Genomic DNA, 18,157 nt, shown 5'->3' on the forward strand with positions numbered 1-18,157 from the left:
TTTAAATTTTGGCAAAGTTAAAATAATTCGGGATGATTGGCTTAAAAATTACAGTCTCCCGTCAACCAGTTTTTCATCTAATACTGCTTTTATATCATAAATAACAGAAGAGGGCACTCGTTTAAATTTATTCAGATCCAGGCTTAAAAACTCATTATGAGCAACGGCTAAAATTATTGCATCGTAATTTTCTTTAAGGCCATTTAGTTTATTAACAGTTTGAGTGTTATATTCTTCAATAACTTCTTGTGGGTTAGCCCATGGGTCATATACGTCGCAATTTGTGTCAAAATCTTTCAAAACTTTAACAATGTCTATAACGCGGGTGTTTCTTACGTCCGGACAATTTTCCTTAAAAGTAAAGCCTAAAACAAGAACGTTAGCTTTTTTTACAGTTATGTCATTTTTGATCATTAATCTGATCACCTCCATTGCTACATAAGTGCCCATGCCATCGTTGAGACGCCGGCCTGCCAAAATAATTTCAGGGTGATAGCCTAATTCCTGAGCTCGCTGTGCCAGGTAATAAGGATCCACTCCGGTACAATGACCGCCCACCAATCCAGGTTTAAAATTTAAAAAATTCCACTTAGTACCTGCAGCCGCTAAAACAGATTGGGTATCAATCCCCATCAGATTAAATATCTTTGAAAGCTCGTTCACGAAGGCGATATTTATATCACGCTGCGAGTTTTCAATAACCTTGCATGCTTCCGCCACTTTAATAGTAGGCGCTTTGTGGGTTCCGGCTTTAATGATAGTACCGTACAACGCGTCTATAAAATCTGCAGCTTGTAGGGTTGAGCCTGAAGTAACCTTTAGAATATTGGTTAGTGTATGCACTTTATCACCAGGGTTGATCCGTTCAGGCGAATAACCCGCATAAAAATCTTCGTTCAGTTTTAAACCCGATATAGTTTCGATGATCGCAACGCAAATTTCCTCGGTCACTCCAGGGTAGACTGTGGATTCTAAAATAAAAATATCCCCTTTTGATAACACTGATCCAACCGTGCTACATGCCTTTTTCAACATTTCCATATCCGGCCTGTTATGCTTGTCGGTTGGTGTAGGTACAGATACGATAAAGACATTACAGGATTTAAGTTCCTGCTCAGAGGTTGTTACCAACAGCCCATTACTACTGCCTGAATGTCGTTTTACAAGCTTAAGTTCGTCGCTTGCAATCTCTAAGGTACGATCCACACCGGCGTTTAATTCATCTACACGTGCCTGCTTTTTATCGAACCCTACTACGGGGAAAACTTTAGAAAATTCAACAGCAAGGGGTAAGCCAACGTATCCTAGTCCTATAATGGCAATTTTTACGTTATTTGATGTTAGCGAATTGAATGTGGGTAATAAAACTTGATCAGGCATTTTTTTTGGTGTCCAAACAGGTCACAAATATATACTTTATAAATTATGTGCCGTCGACATCAGATTTAGCACAATGTCAAAGTCGCAAATAGTCTCATTCCAAACACCCTATTAAGCTCAGATGAGATATCTATATTGTTCTCAGAATCAATAAAAGTAAAAGGCCATTCAGTTTGAATGGCCTTTTACTTTTATTATGAAACGCTTAAATAGTTGGGTCTTGCGCAGATTCAATAATATCATAAGCAGTACGCTCTTTTTTGAAAATCGCTGCGCCAATTAAAGCTATTATACACCCTAAAATCAAAGAGCCGATAGCCGTTGCTACTGCACCAAATATGGCACCGTACTTTGTACCCATGTCCATGGCCTTGTCTATCTGATCCTGAGACATTCCTTGTTCTGATAAGGCCACTTGCTGCTGTTCAATTGATTTCACCAACATATCCGGGCTTAAAAACTTAAGGTAAATGAATACGAAAACGGCTAATAGTAAACCTGAAAAAAGGCCGAAACGGAAGCCTACAGAAAAACCCTGTCCAAAGGACATGTAGCCACCTGACTGATCTCTCAACTCTTTTTGCGCAAGAAAACAAAATGCGATAAAAGGTATGTAGCTAATGTATTTTGCCGGTGAGTTTTGATCAATGCTCAAAAATTCAAAAGCGTAAGTAATTACTATTGAAACTAAAAGGTAAATAAATGCCCATTTAGTAGCAATTTTGGTAGGATTAACCGCAAGCGTTTCCATTGTTTTAAAAGTTAAGGTTATAGTATATATCAGTTAAAGCTAACCAATATTTCTAATACCGCCATATCAAATGATTTATTTACCGCGCTATCGGCAATGGTAGTCTTGTCGTCCTGGCCAGGATCCGGGTTTTGGAAAAAACACATAATAGGATAAAATAATTCTCGGAGTTCCGATTCCTCGTCAACCTTTTCGGCTACTTTGCGGATTTCGCTTACAGGGCTTTCAATCAGAATCTGGTTGGTAATAACGGGTTCATAAATACGGTATTCGTCCTGAAACTCGTCCTCATCGACCAATAAAAACTCTTTTAAAAAGTCTTCAAGTTCCGGTTCAATGTCTTCATCCTGGCATTCGTTCAGGTAAAGTAATACGTTCAATAGTTCGGTACCGCGATCGATAGTATCTTCTTCAATAGCTTCCCATTCAGGGGTTTCCAGGTAGTCGTCCTCTAATTTTTTAACATCTTCGCTGAAAAAGTTAATCATTAATAAGTCGAAGAACACTTCGCGTAATTCATCAACTTGGGGGTTCTCGTCAAAAATTGCGTCAAGCAGGTCAACTTTGGTTAAAAAATCGTCGTCGGAGGAGAAAACTTCGTCGAATTTGGAGTTAATGGCGGTTGCGTCGTAATCACCGTATTGAGAGAAAGATTGCAGCGATCGGGTAATTGCTGAAGATACTTTTGGGTCAGTCATGATGTTTTATTTAAAATTTAGATAGTTGATTGTTGTTAACAGTTAACAACACTTTGCCTGTTAAGTTCTGGCCGATAAATGGGGAATTGTAACTTTTAGAACGATTGTTGCTGCGGGTATATTCCCAGCGTGCGCCGGCCTCCAGCAAAACTACATTTGCTTTTTGCCCTTCGGCGATTTTTGGCAACGAGATATTCAATATTTGACGTGGGTTTATCGCCAACTTTTCTACAACAAGCTCAACTGGTAGGCCTGCATTGATTGCCAAAGAGAATGCGGTTTGCAGCCCTGTTATGCCATACTCCGCAACTTCAAACTCTACATCTTTAAATTCAATTTCATGCGGTGTGTGCTGTGATACTATTGCGTCGATGGTGCCGTCTTTAAGACCGGCTATTAAAGCGTCCACATCGCTGCGGGTGCGCAATGGTGGCTTAACTTTATACAAACTGTCAAACCCACTTAAGGCTTCGTCAGTAAGTACCAGATTATGGGCCGCTACGTCACAGGTAACCTTAAGCCCTTTGCGCTTAGCTTCGCGGATTAATTCCACCGATCGTTCTGTAGATATAGTGGTAAAGTGGATCTCGGACCCGGTGTCCTCCGCTAAATAAAGGTCGCGTGCTATCATCAATTCCTCTGCAAGTGAAGGTATCCCCTTCATACCCAGCATTGTGCTCACCACACCCTCGTGCATCTTTGCCTTGCCGGCTATCGAAGTATCTTCGGGATATGAAATCACTTTCGCGCCAAAGCCCTGTACATACAGCATGGCACGTTCCATCAAGCCTGCATCTTGCACCGGGCGGTTTCCATCTGTAAATGCCCTGGCGCCGCTTTTATACATATCGTACATTTCGGCCATATCCTTACCTTCGCGGTTGTGAGATATAGTTCCCAAAGGATAAATATCAACTAAATTATTACTTGCCCGATTTAGCAGGTACTCCACTTCTGCCTTTGAGTGTACAGGAGGATAACTATTGGGCGCCAGTGCAAGACCGGTAAAACCCCCAGCAGCAGCAGCAGCTGTACCCGTTTGCAGATCTTCCTTGGTTTCTAACCCAAGTTCGCCGATGTTACAATTTAAATCAAAAAATCCGGGAGCCAGATAGCTGCCATTTGCATCAATCAATTCGGCATCATCTAAGTTAAGCTGGCCCATTTGAGTAATTAATCCATCTTTTATATGAATATCAGTTACCTGGTTATTAAATGGCGAGGCGGGATCAATAACAGTGGCGGATTTGATAAGCAAATTCATTATCGCTATATAAGGTGGGTTATGTGTTATAACCCGGTTGCGTAGCGCTGCTTTTGTGGGTTTTGTAAAACCTGATGAGCATTGTTTCGGCAGCCAGGAATACCAACGCCAAAATTATACAAAGTTTCCATAATTGCAGACCCGAATTTGCGCCGGCAGTAATATTTGCCGCGTTGAACTTGTTACCATCAATAAAGTTGCCTTTCTTATCAATAAGTCTGGCTATTTCAGTATCGGTGAAATAACTCAGATCAGATTCACTTCGGTTGTCATTAAAGGCCATGATAGCGGCAACACTATCCTGTTTTCTGAGCTCATATATACCGGTTTCCATTAGTTGATCTGGCAGGAGAAGCTTGGTGCTTCCATCCTGCTGCTGCACATCAGGAATGATACTTTGCTCCCTTTTTACTAATTTGAGCAATTGTTTTTCTGCTGATTGAACATTTACAGTTTCTATTACCTGGTTAGCACCTAGTGTATAAAATAAGGGTTGATCGTGCCCGCTTAAAATTGCTATCCGGAACATTAGGGGTACAAAAAGCGCATGCACGGGAAGATTGCTAAAGGTTTCGTCAAGCGGCAATCCGCTTACATAAATGTTCCCTTTTTTGTAACGATATCTTTCTAAAATACCCTGGCCTGTTGCCAACCGCATTAAATATGTGCCAGTCTGCACCCCAGGGTTCAGGGAATAAAATTTTTTAATGCCCGGCAGGTCCGGATTTGACGGAACGCTCTCGAACATGTTTTTAAATACTGCATCCTGCAAGTTTATGGTAGAAATCCGTGTGGCTTCAGTTACCGTTTTATCAAAATATGATGAACCCAGGGATTGCAGCAATGCCCGATAACTGGCCAGATCGACATCGACCGCAGGGAAAATCATCAGCGTGCCGCCTTTAATCACATAGTTTTTTAATTGTTGTGCCAACCCTACCGAGACAAAACGGATATCACTTAAAATCACCAGTGGATAAGTGTTTAGCGCCCCATAGTCTAAATTACCGTCCTGCACCCTTTTGATGGTAAAAAATGGATCGGACGCGAAAACTAAATTCAGATATCTGTTGGGTACTCCGCCGTCTACCAGCAATACTGGCAACGCTTTAATAACGTTAAAGGTGAAGTAAAACGAATTATCAAACGTTACCGGATTATCCTGCAACTGAATCTCGGCGCGCTGCCATCCCGGTTGTAATCCCGAAAAAGTTAAGGTATCTGTTTGTACCGAACGGGCTTTAACGGTAAAACTGCCAATAGATTTTTGCACTCCATTTATCAATAATTTCAACGGAATTCTATTGGCCATCTTTGTAGCGTAATTATGCAAACGGACAATCAGCTTTTCAGTCTCTCCGGGGCGATGGGTCGCGTTAAGCAACCAAACCGAGTCAATTGCCACATTTGGCAACGCGTTGGCCTTAAGCTGAACCATGTTGACAATACCGTTATCGACAATTTTATAGGAAGTTTCCCCAGCGATATTAGTTTGAAAATCCGACAGGATGTAACTTTCTTTAGAGTTTGCGGAATGCATATTGAGTAAACTCTGCTGACGGGCAATCACTTCTCCTATTTTCCTGCTTTGCGGGCTTATCTTAACTGCGTCAACAGCATCGTTAAATTCATCCCGGCTAAGCAACCGTTGGTGCTTACCCTCAAAATCTTGTGTAAGAAGCTGAAACCGGTCATTTATAGAATATGCTGCGGCTATTTGCTTTGCTTTTTGTTTAGCTTGGTCCAGGAGGCTGCCCTCGCGGTTGAGCGTTTGCATTGAGTAGGAATTATCTATAAAGATGCTTACCAATTGCTGCCTTCCTGCATTCGCTTCGTTTTGCCCGGGGACAAAGGGCCTTGTAAATGCAAGCACCAAAAAAAATAGGGCCAATAACCGGCAAGCCAAAATTAACCGCTCTTTGATATTGCGGCGGCTGGATTGTTGCTCCTGTACCTCTTTTAAGAACTGTACATTGCTAAACAGCACTTTTTTATGTCGCCTGAAATTAAAAAGGTGCACGATCACAGGGATAGCTAGTGTAAGCAACGCGAATAAAAAAGCTGGATACAAAAAGTGCATTTAACAAATTTGCAAATTTAAGCGCAGATTATCCGGCTGAACTGATAGATACCGGATAGTTTTGAAAACAAAATTCACTCCATTGCTTTTATTCTTTATGGAGTCGCATGTTGGTTGTTCTGGGTTTCATTATAAACACTGGCGTGGTACGTTTTACCCCGATAAGTTGCCTATGACTAAATGGTTTGATTACTATTGCAGGCACTTTAGCACGCTGGAACTTAATGTAACTTTTTATCGGTTCCCTCAGTTGTCATTCCTTCAAAATTGGTATAATAGCAGCCCGCCGGATTTCAGATTTGCAGTTAAGGCACCAAGGGCCATAACGCATTTCAAAAAGTTTAACAATACAACACAAATGCTTACCAGCTTTTATCAAACGTTAAATGACGGGTTACAGGATAAGCTTGGGCCGGTATTGTTCCAACTGCCGCCAAATTATAATTATACCGATGAGAAATTAGCAAAGATATTGAATGCTTTGAACCCCGCTTTCAACAACGTATTAGAGCCAAGGCATACAAGTTGGTGGAACGACGAGATCTTCCAAAAACTTACGGATCACAACGTGACGTTTTGCGGGATGAGCCACCCCTTATTACCAGATGCAGTTATACAAAACACAAAGTTAGTGTATTACCGGTTTCACGGCATACCGGATCTGTACCGGTCGCGTTATACAACCAACTTCCTGAAAAAAATAGTTAATGAAGTGAAGCAACATCCTAAAACCCGCGATGCATGGTTTTATTTTAATAATGATGTAGAAACGTATGCTATCGATAACGCGAAGGAAATGACTGCGCTGTTAACCGGGCAGACAAGCTGATTTTCACTATCGTCTATGTCGGCGTTTTTTCCTTTTCGGTTCGGATTGTTTCCGTCTTTTTGTTGACGATGTTACTTTCTTTTCCTGCTTTGGCGCCGTTGCTACAACGGCTTTATTACTGCTATGTGCAATAGAGTCTTTGCTCAACTGCTTTACCGAAAAACTGTTGCTGCGTAAGCTGTATTCCAGTTGTCGCCTGGCACCAGTCGGTTTGGCTGCGCTGTCATTACTTTCGTAGATTGGAAACTCGCGTACAAGTTTGCCTTCACGGATATAGAAGTTGTCTTCGCCACGATAGCCTTTACGCTGCGAGTTTGTCAATTTAGGAAAATCGAGTTTGTTGGCATCATTATCGTTGAATTCAAAAGCATAAACCTTCGCATAGTTTACGGTATCCTTGCCTTTTGACTGAATAAGAATTTCCGGGTTACCATCAGTATCCATGTCTGCGTTATAAACATCGGTAATGGTACCGTCAAGATTGCCCGTAGTAGTGGTGTATTTCATTCCGGCCGAATCGGAATGCAAAATGGCAAATGAACCTACGGCCAGTGAGCCTCTGCCCCAACTTACTACATCGTAAGTTTGCCCGGGCGACACCTCTATAGCTTTATGGAAACGAAACGGCTGCATCAACGCTGCCTTAGCGGCAACTGGCGAAGATGCAGTAGCAGGATTTTTATCGCCATTGCTGCAGCTTGCCAAAACGATGCATGCAGTTGATAATAGAAAATAATATTTTAAGTTCATTTATCAATTGATTGATTAATTATAAAGCATATCGGGAGACACTTCGCCTTTGGGCTTGCCGGGAATTGTCATGTAAACGCGCAACCCGCTGCCCGACGAATTGGCATCAACATACTTAATCGTAATTTTATGGACTCCTCGGAGCAAAGGGACCACGCCATTTTGTTCAACAGGTCCTGTACGGCCATCATTATCAACTATTGTTACATCATCTATCATCAGGATCGATCCATTTGAAGATGCTGTAGAAAAACCGTAATTACCATCTACATCCACCCGTAGATAACCGGTGAACACCACGCCATATTTGTTGAACGCTTTTTTAAATGCACTTAGCGCCGTGCTAAAGCTTTTTGCAACACCTGTATCTATAACCGCTGCAGGATTGATTTGGGTAGTATTAACATAGGTACCCGCAGATACCTGATATTTTAAACCAGGCGTTGTACCTGTGTATGCAACGGGAGGCATCGGTGCTTTATTAAATACTTTGGCAGCTGTGATAACACTGCGTTTCCCAGACGGAGTAATTACTATAGTTTTAAGATCGCGGTATTCGTTAAGTGGAACAGGATAGGTCATCGGGATTGTGTAAAGTAACTCCGTTTCGCGTGGCGTATAACCGTCAATTGTATAATAAATTTTTGCCCCCTTAACTGGAGATTTTAAATTTACACTCATACTTGACCCGATCATCACTGTATCTGTAGCACCGATAGCCGCCGGCACGCGAAAGTTGTAACCGGTTTTATCCAGCCAGGCTAAATGCTGCGGAAGACGTATTTCTGAAAAATCCTTATAGTTTTTATTAGCAAGCGGTGTCCAGGCAACTTCAGATAAAGCCAGCATACGGGGCAATATCATGTATTCTACCTTGGTTTCGGTAGTGATATACTCTGTCCAAAGGTTAGCCTGCACCCCTTTAATATGTTTTTGTTGCGCAGGTGTTAAAGCGGCCGGCGTAGGGTTATAGGCATACGTTTTTTGAATAGGTGCATTGCCACCAATACCTACTGGCTCCTGGTTGATCTTTCCCTGGGCGTGGTCAAAGTACAACGCCTGGCTGCTTGGGGTCATGATCACATCATGGTTTTGCTTGGCGGCTTCTATACCACCTTCTTCACCCCTCCAGCTCATCACTGTCGCGTTAGGCGCAAGGCCGCCTTCCAATATCTCATCCCAACCGATAATGCTACGGCCCTTACTGTTAACAAATTTCTCCATTCGTTGAACGAAATAGCTTTGCAGTCCATGCTCATCTTTTAACTTAAGGCGTTTGATCAGGTCCTGGCAAAACTTTGATTGTTTCCAAATGTCCTTAGGTGCCTCGTCGCCTCCAATGTGAATGTATTTACTTGGAAAAAGGTCTATTACCTCTGTTAATACATCCTGCAAAAAGCTAAATGTTTTTTCTGACGGACAAAATATGTTGTTGAATACGCCCCATTTTTCGGCCAATTCATATTTCTGGCTGGGGTCGCAGCTCAATTCAGGGTACGCGGTTAATGCAGCTAATGCGTGGCCTGGCATTTCAATTTCCGGTACAATTGTAACGTAACGGTCTGCTGCGTATTTGATCACATCTTTGATCTGCTCCTGAGTGTAGTAACCGGTAACAGGTACGCCATCGTACTGTAGTGGCTGGCGGTCGCGGTAGTTACCAATAACACTTTGCGCGCGCCGGCTACCTATGGACGTTAGTCTCGGATACTTTTTGATTTCGATGCGCCAACCCTGATCATCAGTTAAATGCCAGTGAAAAGTGTTGAGTTTATAGCTTGCCATCAGGTCTATATATCGCTTCACAAATTCTACCGAGAAAAAGTGACGGCAAACATCGAGCATCATACCACGGTAACCAAAACGCGGGTAATCTTCAATCGTCGCAGCCGGAATTTTAGCTGTGGCACCACGTTCTAATGGCATAAGTTGGATAAGGGTCTGAATGCCGTAAAATAAACCTGCGCCCCTTCCTATTACGGTAATTTGTTGTGGCGTAATAGTTAAGCGGTAACCATCGGCCGGCAAATTTTCGGCACCTGTTGATGTAAAATATATAGACGTAGTACTTACGCGGGCATTTCTTAAAGCCACCTGCTTGTTGTACGCCATATTATTGGCCAAAAATGATGAAAAGAACTGAACCGCCTTATTACCTGGGGTATCTGCCTGTACTACCGTTTCCTGGCTTAGTATAAATTCGCCCACTGCTTTTTTAACGGATACCGGTGCCGGGATAATTCCCAAGTTAGGGTCGATGTCCTGACCGTTTGTAAAAACAGCGGAAAATGTAAATGCACTAAAAATTAAGGCGAGGATCTTTTTATTCATAGCAGGAATTTAACCAGGTTATAATGAGGTTGTGAATTTAGCATAATTTTAAAAAAGGTGGATCTTTCCTCCGCTAAATATTAAAAAAGGTTCAAAAAAAAAGCCGGTTTTCATAACGAAAACCGGCTTTAAATATCTGGTTTGTTCTACTGAATCGGTTGACAAGCGCCAAATCTGGCAGATACCTACACAATCAATAGGTCAGGCTGTAACTACGTGTTCCTTAGCAGCAAGGTACCGCTCGGCGTCTATGGCAGCCATACACCCTGTACCTGCAGCGGTAACTGCCTGGCGGTAAATATGATCCTGGGCATCGCCGCAGCAAAAGACGCCTTCGATATTAGTTTCTGTTGATCCCGGACGGGTGATAATGTAACCGGTTTCGTCCATATTGATAGCACCGCGAAATATTTCTGTATTCGGTTTATGGCCAATAGCCACAAAAAAGCCGGTAACATCCAAAATTGTATTTTCCTGAGTTTGAGTGTCACAAACTTTAACAGCGTTTACACTTTGCCCGTCGCCCATTATTTCAATAGTCTCGGTATTGTAAAGCACTTCAATATTGGAAGTATTCAACACACGGTGCACCATAGCTCTTGATGCACGGAACTCGTCACGGCGAACAATCATATAAACTTTGCGGCACATTTTAGCCAGATAAGTTGCTTCTTCAGCAGCAGTATCGCCGGCGCCAACTATTGCTACGTCCTGTCCCTTAAAGAAAAAACCATCGCATACAGCACAGGCCGAAACACCGAAACCGCTATATTTTTGCTCAGACTCCAGGCCTAACCATTTAGCCGATGCACCGGTAGATATGATCACCGTATCAGCAAGGATGGTTCTGCTTTCATCCACAACTACCTTATGCGGAAGGGAAGAGAAATCAACAGAACTTACGTAGCCAAAGCGGATATCAGTACCCAAACGCTCGGCCTGTTTGCGGAAGTCTTCCATCATCTCCGGCCCCATGATACCATCTGGATAACCCGGAAAGTTCTCAACATCAGTAGTTTGAGTAAGCTGCCCGCCGGCAAGCATACCTGTGTACATAACAGGTTTAAGATCAGCGCGCGAAGCATAGATCGCAGCTGTATAACCGGCCGGGCCCGAACCTATAATTAAGCATTTAACGTGTTCAGTATCTTGTGACATTTATTATATTTTTATGATGCGAATTTAACAAAAAGAAAAAATCGGATAGTCAACTATCCGTAAAACTTATCAACGTTAACTACTTACCCACATTAGCTTTCAAAACCCGGATAAAGTTACCGCCCAAGATCTTTTCGACATCCTTTTTGCTGTAATTAAGCCTCAACAATCCTTCGGTAATCTTGTAATAATCGTTTACGCTGTCTAAACCTAAGGGATACGATTCCGCACCGTCGAAATCCGATCCGATACCTACATGGTCCGGCCCCATTAACTTAACCATGTAATCAATATGTTTAATAAGCACGCTTAGCGGGGGACGCAACTGGTCGGCCTCCGTTTTATAAATTGCGTTTAAACGAATGCTGGCCAGATCGTAGTCATTATAAATCACACGAAGCGAATCAAATTGTGGCTTGTATCTAGCCATAAATTTAGTGTGCTTACCCTCATAAGCAGTATCAATAAACCCGCTATAAAAATTTACAAACACCACGCCGTTGTTTTTGGCTATCGCCTTAAGCTGATCGTCTTTGAGGTTACGGCGATGCGGCGCTAAAGCATAGGCGCAACTGTGCGATGCAATAACAGGTTTGGTGGTTTGGGCCATTACATCATAAAAAGTCTTTTCGCCAGGATGCGAAAGGTCTATCATAACCCCCAGATCGTTAAGCCGTTTTACTACCTGTTTGCCAAATGCCGTTAAGCCGGGCCGGGACAGCCTGTCGGGATGCAGTGTTTCATCACGGGCTGACGATGCCCAGGATGTGCTATTATTCCAGGTAAGTGTAAGGTAACTCATTCCGCGTTTGTGCAGGCTGTCGATATAATCGAGCCTGTCTTCAATCATGTGGCCGCCTTCAACCCCTATCATGGCGGCCAGCTTTTCTTCTTTCACAATCTTTTTCAGATCCTTCGCATTACGCACTAACGCAATTTTATCAGGATTGCGTTTAATGAGCGCGTCCAGCGAGTCGATCTCGCGGTTGGCAAATTTATAAGCAGTACCGTTGCCATATTGGTCGCCGCACCAGATAGAGAACACCTGTACATCCAACCCTGCCTGCTTAGCTCGGATCAGGTCAAAATTACCTTCGGTTTGCAGTTTACCCAAATCAGCTTTAGTTATAAGTTGATTAGATATCGCATCATTATGAGTATCAACCAAAATGGCTTTCCGGTGGATTTTTTGTGCGTTCTGCGCATAAGCAAATAATGTGAACAGTGTAACAATAAGTAATAACAGATATTTCATGTTTGGAAGGTAGAAATTTTAAGTCGATTGCTCCTGCTTTCGTGCAATATTGTTTCACTTTAATTGAAAGATTCGCGCTGTTCAATCGTCTAACTGATTAGAAACATATAAAATGAAACTCCTGAAAGATAAGAAAATAGCGATTGTTGGCGGCGGCCCGGGCGGTTTAACCCTCGCTCGCCTCTTGCAAATGAATGGTGCCGATGTAACAGTTTATGAACGCAATGCGCATAAAGATGCCAGGCCGCAAGGTGCTTCGCTCGACTTGCATGACGAAGCGGGCTTGTTGGCTTTAAAAGAGGCTGGCCTGATGGATCCGTTTAACGCGAATTACCGCCCCGGTGCCGACCAGTTGCGCATTGCCGACAAAGATGGCCGAGTAGTATTTGATGACCACTCAGGCGGCCAAAACGACCGCTCAAGGCCAGAAATTGACCGCGGGCCGTTGCAGCATATTTTACTTCAGTCTTTATCGCCGGATACGGTAGTTTGGGACAGTCAATTTGTTAATATGACACCATCTATTGGCGGCTGGCAACTTAACTTTAAAAACGGTTTGTCTGCATACGCTGATTTGGTTGTAGCGGCAGACGGTGCAAATTCAAAAATCCGACCATACCTTACATCGATCAAGCCCTTTTACTCGGGAGTAACAGCAATTGAAGGAGCCATAAATTGTTCAAAAACACAAAGTCCGCAGATTCACAAAATTTTAAACGGGGGTAAGATCTTTGCATTTGGTGATTGCAAAAGTTTGATTGTAAGCTCGAAAGGTGACGGCAGCCTGGTCTTTTACACCAGCTTCAAATGTTCTTATAATTGGGTTGACCAATCAAATATTGACTTTAGTAAAAAAATACAGGTTTCTAACTGGTTTAAGCAATCTTACAGCAACTGGGATAATATTTGGCTTGAATTATTTGAGAATGCGCATGGGCCGTTCATACCGCGCCCCCTTTATTGTATGCCGCCTGATCAAACCTGGAAAGCGCAACCAAACTTGACAATACTGGGAGATGCCGCCCACCTGATGCCGCCTTTTGCCGGCGAAGGCGTAAATATGGCTATGCTGGACGCGCTGGAACTTAGCCAATGTTTGTTAAATGATGGCCAGGATATGCCAACCGCCATTGAAAGTTACGAAATTCAGATGAGGGTAAGAGCGTCAGAGATAGCTAAGCAAACGCTGCAAAATACGGATCTATTACATTCGCCAGCGGCAATTGAATTTATCTTGAGCGTTATGCAGGGTTAATCTAACAGCTAAGGGCATAGCAAATGTTCGTTATAGCCTATGTTCAGTCGTGACCTAGAGGTGGATAATCTATTAGTAATACTTAAGTCTGTATAATTCCAACGTTAAATGGCTTTTCTATGGGGGCATGATTAGCGGCTTCTATACCCATTGAAATAACCTTGCGGGTATCAAGTGGGTCGATGATGCCATCTACCCAAAGTCTTGCGGCTGCATAATAAGGCGTTGTCTGTTCGTTGTAGCGATCTGTTGTTTGTTTAAGTAGTTCCACTTCCTTAGCGTCATCAACTTCTTCACCCTTGGCCTTTAAGCCTGCCGCCTGCATTTGTACCAGTACTTTGGCTGCCTGCGCGCCACCCATTACAGCTATTTTAGCTGATGGCCAGGCATATATCAACCGCGGATCGTAAGCCTTGCCGCACATAGCATAGTTACCAGCGCCGTACGAGTTTCCTATTACGATGGTAAATTTAGGTACTACCGAATTTGCTACCGCGTTTACCATCTTGGCGCCATCCTTAATGATGCCGCCATGTTCGCTACGGCTGCCTACCATAAAACCGGTAACATCCTGCAAAAAAACCAGCGGAATTTTCTTTTGGTTACAATTCATAATAAAGCGGGTAGCCTTATCGGCAGAATCTGAATAGATCACCCCGCCAAACTGCATTTCGCCTTTTTTTGATTTGACCACCTTGCGCTGATTGGCTACTATGCCCACCGCCCAGCCATCTATGCGGCCCAAGCCGCAAATAATGGACTGACCATAACCCGCCTTATATTCCTCAAATTCCGAGTCGTCCACCAGCCGTTTGATGATCTCGTACATATCATAAGCCTTTTCACGGCTATCCGGCAAAATACCGTAAATGTCTTTTTCGTTCAGTTTAGGCACTGATGGTCTGATCCTGTCGAAACCGGCTTTATTATAGTCACCTACTTTGTTCATGATATTACGGATCGAATCCAGGCAGTCCTTATCATTAGGATGTTTATAGTCTGTAACGCCGCTAATCTCGCATTGGGTAGTTGCGCCGCCCAAAGTCTCATTATCTACATCTTCGCCAATGGCCGATTTTACCAGGTAAGAACCTGCTAAAAATACAGAGCCCGTCCCCTCAACAATCATCGCTTCGTCGCTCATGATAGGCAGGTACGCCCCCCCGGCCACGCACGAGCCCATGATGGCTGCTATCTGAATGATACCCATGCTGCTCATCTGCGCATTATTACGAAAAATACGACCAAAATGCTCTTTATCAGGAAAGATCTCGTCCTGCAAGGGTAAATACACTCCGGCAGAATCTACAAGGTAAATGATAGGCAGGCGGTTTTCCATGGCTATCTCTTGCGCACGAAGATTTTTTTTAGCTGTTATGGGGAACCATGCACCGGCCTTAACAGTTGCATCATTAGCAACCACTACACATTGTCGTCCGCTAATATAGCCTATACCGCATACTACGCCACCGCTTGGGCAGCCCCCATGCTCAGCATACATGCCGTCGGCGGTAAATGCACCAACTTCTAACCAGGGCTTACCCTCGTCCAGCAGGTAGGCAATGCGCTCGCGCGCCAGCATTTTACCCTTTTCCTTTTGTTTAGCAGCAGCCTTTTCGCCGCCGCCTATAAATATCTTTTTAAGCTTTGTGTTAAATTCGTAAACGAGTTGTTTGTTAACATCCTCATTTTTATTGAATTCCAAATCCATAGGGAGTAATAATCGGTTAGGTAATTTTAAGAAAATAAATCTGGATTAGATTGTTTATTATGCATGCATAATAAATAAATTACTAAAATACCGAGGTTTCTTCATCTGCGGTTTTAATTTCAGTTAATTATATTTTGTGAAGGTAATTAGTATGATTGTAGATACATACTTTGACAAAGCGCTAAGTTAGATCCTGTCCCTGAACCAGACATCATCTGGTTTTATGTCTGTATTTTCCATCAGATTGACCAGTTCAATAGCATCAGCAGATGTTAATACCAGGTTGCGATTGGCTTGTTTAAGAAAACGTTGCTCAACCATCACATCCATCTGCATTAACAGATGATCGTAAAAGCCGTTCACATTTAATACACCTACCGGGTGATTGTGCAGGCCTAACTGTAACCAGGTGAGCACTTCAAAAAACTCTTCGAGCGTGCCGAAACCACCAGGCAACATAATTATGCCATCGCACAGATCGTTCATCATTTGCTTGCGTTGATGCATATTATCAACAACGTGCAGCTGAGCTAACCCGGTATGGCCAACTTTTTACCCATTAAAAACTGTGGAATAACCCCGATGACTTTACCGCCCTTGTTCAGTACAGCATCAGCCAGTGCACCCATTACGCCTACTTTACCGCCACCATAGATCAAGGTAATGTGTTTTGCGACCATTACCTGCGCAAGTTGCTCAACTGTCGATTTTAATAGTGGATCGGCGCTAATATTAGCACCGCAGAATACACATATAGCCTTCATAAAAGTATTTAAAAAGCTAAAGATAAAAAGTTACTACTCCTGCTCGATTGTATTGATGATCAAAGCGAGGCCGATTTTCACTTTATTGATCAGTGTTTTGATCTCTTCCTCGGCCAATCCATTTTCCAAATCGTCTTCATTAAAATCAGCCATTTTATCCAAAAGCTTTTCTAAGCCAAGTTCGTACTCGGCATCTAAACGGGTGCCATCAAGTTCCAGCAGGACAAAAATGGAAGAAAGACGCGCGTAATAGGTTGCGGGCCCGAGCTGATCGATCGTGCTGTATTCGTATTTGAGACGGTTTAAAAAATCGATGAGTATCATATTTGATTAAAATAAAACAGGTGGTTTAAAATTAAACCACCTGCTATATAACTTATTGCAAGGCAACAGTTATCTTGTGTAATTTGGCGCTTCCTTCGTAATCGTAATATCGTGTGGATGGCTTTCGCGCATCCCGGCCGCTGTGATGCGGACAAACTTTGCTTTCTGCAAATCTTCAATCGTGGCGGCGCCGCAGTAGTGCATACCTGCGCGTAAGCCGCCAATGTATTGGTACACCACTTCGGCCATATTGCCTTTAAACGGAACACGTCCCACAATGCCTTCGGGAACCAGCTTGGTAACTACGTCGGTCTCGTCCTGAAAATACCGGTCTTTAGATCCTTTAGCCATGGCTTCAATGGAACCCATGCCACGATAAGATTTAAATTTACGGCCTTCGTAAATGATAGTCTCACCCGGAGATTCCTCTACCCCCGCAAACAACGAGCCTGCCATAATAGTGCTTGCGCCCGCTGCAATCGCTTTTACCATATCGCCTGTTTGTTTAATACCACCATCGGCAATAACCGGTATGCCGCGACCTTCAAGCGCCTTAGCACATTCATAAACGGCATATAATTGAGGTACACCCACACCCGCTATAATACGCGTGGTACAGATAGAACCCGGGCCAATACCCACTTTGACAGCATCAGCGCCTGCATCAGCCAAGGCAATAGCAGCATCAGCTGTAGCAATATTACCCGCAATAACCTGCAGATCAGGGTATAAAGCCTTAACGGCCTTTACCATATCGATAACCCCCTTAGAGTGTCCATGGGCGGTGTCCACCGTAATTACATCTACACCAGCGTTATAAAGGGCTTTAACACGGTCAATATTATCAGCAGCCACACCTACTGCAGCACCTACACGCAGGCGGCCGTACTGATCTTTACAAGCGTTTGGAAAGTTCTTAACTTTTTGAATGTCCTTATAGGTAATTAAGCCAACAAGGGTGCCATAATCGTTCACTACGGGCAACTTTTCAATCTTGTTACCCTGTAATATCGCAGCGGCTTCGGTTAGTGTGGTGCCTTCCGGGGCGGTGATCAGGTTGGTTTTGGTCATTACTTCGCTTACCGGCATATTTAGGTCCTTTTGGAAACGCAGGTCGCGGTTAGTGATAATTCCCTTCAGCTTATGTTCGGCATCGATAACGGGTATACCGCCGATGCTATACTCCCGCATGATGTTAATAGCATCAGACAATAGTGCATCTTCCAGCAATGTTATCGGATCCTGGATCATGCCACTTTCCGACCGTTTTACCTTGCGTACCTCATCGGCTTGCTGCTGAATGGTCATGTTTTTATGCAGCATTCCAATACCTCCAGCCTGCGCAATGGCAATAGCCAGATCAGCCTCGGTAACCGTATCCATTGCTGCCGATATGATCGGTACGTTTAAGCGGATGTTTTTAGTTAAATAAGTGCTGGTATTAACTTCGCGCGGTAAAACTTCTGAGTAAGCGGGGAGTAAAAGCACGTCGTCATAAGTTAATCCTTCGGCGACAAATTTATATGGGTCTAACTGCATAGCAAATAATGTATTTGGAGTTATTATTTGCCGGGCAAAGATACGCTTCAATATGCAGATATGCAAAT

General features: G+C 43.3%; 16 protein-coding genes. 2 read left to right on the top strand and 14 right to left on the bottom strand.

All coding sequences use genetic code 11. The features are described from left to right. Positions 1 to 48: 48 nt before the first annotated feature. The 5 genes from ACE5CV_RS15760 to ACE5CV_RS15780 all read right to left on the bottom strand — a co-directional run bounded on the left by ACE5CV_RS15760 (position 49) and on the right by ACE5CV_RS15780 (position 6,164). On the bottom strand, positions 49 to 1,380 hold the full coding sequence (locus ACE5CV_RS15760) for a nucleotide sugar dehydrogenase (protein WP_374951152.1): 1,332 nt from the start codon (positions 1,378 to 1,380) through the stop codon (positions 49 to 51). A 205-nt stretch (positions 1,381 to 1,585) separates the two neighbouring features. Then, positions 1,586 to 2,131, bottom strand: coding sequence for a DUF4199 domain-containing protein (locus ACE5CV_RS15765; protein ID WP_374951153.1), 546 nt, complete (start codon positions 2,129 to 2,131; stop codon positions 1,586 to 1,588). 29 nt (positions 2,132 to 2,160) lie between these two features. Beyond that, positions 2,161 to 2,829, bottom strand: a complete 669-nt coding sequence (locus ACE5CV_RS15770) for a hypothetical protein (protein ID WP_374951154.1) — start codon at positions 2,827 to 2,829, stop codon at positions 2,161 to 2,163. Positions 2,830 to 2,839: 10 nt separating this feature from the next. Further along, positions 2,840 to 4,093 carry a dihydroorotase gene (locus ACE5CV_RS15775; protein ID WP_374951155.1) on the bottom strand — a complete coding sequence of 418 codons (1,254 nt, stop codon included), beginning with the start codon at positions 4,091 to 4,093 and terminating at the stop codon, positions 2,840 to 2,842. Between the two features lie 19 nt (positions 4,094 to 4,112). Beyond that, positions 4,113 to 6,164 (bottom strand): BatA domain-containing protein, encoded by a 2,052-nt coding sequence (locus ACE5CV_RS15780; protein ID WP_374951156.1) that lies wholly within the window; start codon positions 6,162 to 6,164, stop codon positions 4,113 to 4,115. Positions 6,165 to 6,270: 106 nt separating this feature from the next. On the opposite strand from ACE5CV_RS15780, the gene ACE5CV_RS15785 reads away from it, so the two are divergent. Next, entirely contained in the window at positions 6,271 to 7,002 is a 732-nt protein-coding gene (locus tag ACE5CV_RS15785; protein WP_374951189.1) for a DUF72 domain-containing protein, read from the top strand. A gap of 6 nt (positions 7,003 to 7,008) precedes the next feature. Here ACE5CV_RS15785 and ACE5CV_RS15790 read toward each other — a convergent pair whose 3' ends face one another. The 4 genes from ACE5CV_RS15790 to ACE5CV_RS15805 all read right to left on the bottom strand — a co-directional run bounded on the left by ACE5CV_RS15790 (position 7,009) and on the right by ACE5CV_RS15805 (position 12,496). Further along, entirely contained in the window at positions 7,009 to 7,752 is a 744-nt protein-coding gene (locus ACE5CV_RS15790) for a PliI family lysozyme inhibitor of I-type lysozyme (RefSeq protein ID WP_374951157.1), read from the bottom strand. Between the two features lie 15 nt (positions 7,753 to 7,767). Beyond that, positions 7,768 to 10,083 (bottom strand): family 20 glycosylhydrolase, encoded by a 2,316-nt coding sequence (locus ACE5CV_RS15795; protein WP_374951158.1) that lies wholly within the window; start codon positions 10,081 to 10,083, stop codon positions 7,768 to 7,770. 201 nt (positions 10,084 to 10,284) lie between these two features. Beyond that, positions 10,285 to 11,241: a thioredoxin-disulfide reductase gene (gene trxB, locus ACE5CV_RS15800; RefSeq protein ID WP_374951159.1), complete on the bottom strand. Its 957-nt coding sequence runs from the start codon at positions 11,239 to 11,241 to the stop codon at positions 10,285 to 10,287. Positions 11,242 to 11,320: 79 nt separating this feature from the next. Beyond that, the gene (locus tag ACE5CV_RS15805) at positions 11,321 to 12,496 is read right to left on the bottom strand and encodes a dipeptidase (RefSeq protein WP_374951160.1); all 1,176 of its coding nucleotides are present in this window, start codon (positions 12,494 to 12,496) and stop codon (positions 11,321 to 11,323) included. A gap of 112 nt (positions 12,497 to 12,608) precedes the next feature. Between ACE5CV_RS15805 and ACE5CV_RS15810 the strand changes: the two genes are divergently transcribed. After that, complete coding sequence (locus tag ACE5CV_RS15810) at positions 12,609 to 13,751, top strand: FAD-dependent oxidoreductase (RefSeq protein WP_374951161.1); 1,143 nt, start codon at positions 12,609 to 12,611, stop codon at positions 13,749 to 13,751. An 82-nt stretch (positions 13,752 to 13,833) separates the two neighbouring features. On the opposite strand, the gene ACE5CV_RS15815 is transcribed toward ACE5CV_RS15810, so the two are convergent. The 5 genes from ACE5CV_RS15815 to guaB all read right to left on the bottom strand — a co-directional run bounded on the left by ACE5CV_RS15815 (position 13,834) and on the right by guaB (position 18,089). Then, entirely contained in the window at positions 13,834 to 15,462 is a 1,629-nt protein-coding gene (locus ACE5CV_RS15815) for an acyl-CoA carboxylase subunit beta (RefSeq protein ID WP_374951162.1), read from the bottom strand. 186 nt (positions 15,463 to 15,648) lie between these two features. Continuing rightward, positions 15,649 to 15,969: an LOG family protein gene (locus tag ACE5CV_RS15820; RefSeq protein WP_374951163.1), complete on the bottom strand. Its 321-nt coding sequence runs from the start codon at positions 15,967 to 15,969 to the stop codon at positions 15,649 to 15,651. A gap of 23 nt (positions 15,970 to 15,992) precedes the next feature. Next, complete coding sequence (locus tag ACE5CV_RS15825; protein WP_374951164.1) at positions 15,993 to 16,226, bottom strand: LOG family protein; 234 nt, start codon at positions 16,224 to 16,226, stop codon at positions 15,993 to 15,995. A gap of 33 nt (positions 16,227 to 16,259) precedes the next feature. After that, the gene (locus tag ACE5CV_RS15830) at positions 16,260 to 16,550 is read right to left on the bottom strand and encodes a hypothetical protein (protein WP_374951165.1); all 291 of its coding nucleotides are present in this window, start codon (positions 16,548 to 16,550) and stop codon (positions 16,260 to 16,262) included. A 69-nt stretch (positions 16,551 to 16,619) separates the two neighbouring features. Next, positions 16,620 to 18,089, bottom strand: a complete 1,470-nt coding sequence (gene guaB, locus ACE5CV_RS15835; RefSeq protein ID WP_374951166.1) for an IMP dehydrogenase — start codon at positions 18,087 to 18,089, stop codon at positions 16,620 to 16,622. Between the last annotated feature and the right edge of the window lie 68 nt (positions 18,090 to 18,157).

It is taken from the genome of Mucilaginibacter sp. (assembly GCF_964263795.1).
In the GTDB taxonomy this organism is placed as follows: domain Bacteria; phylum Bacteroidota; class Bacteroidia; order Sphingobacteriales; family Sphingobacteriaceae; genus Mucilaginibacter.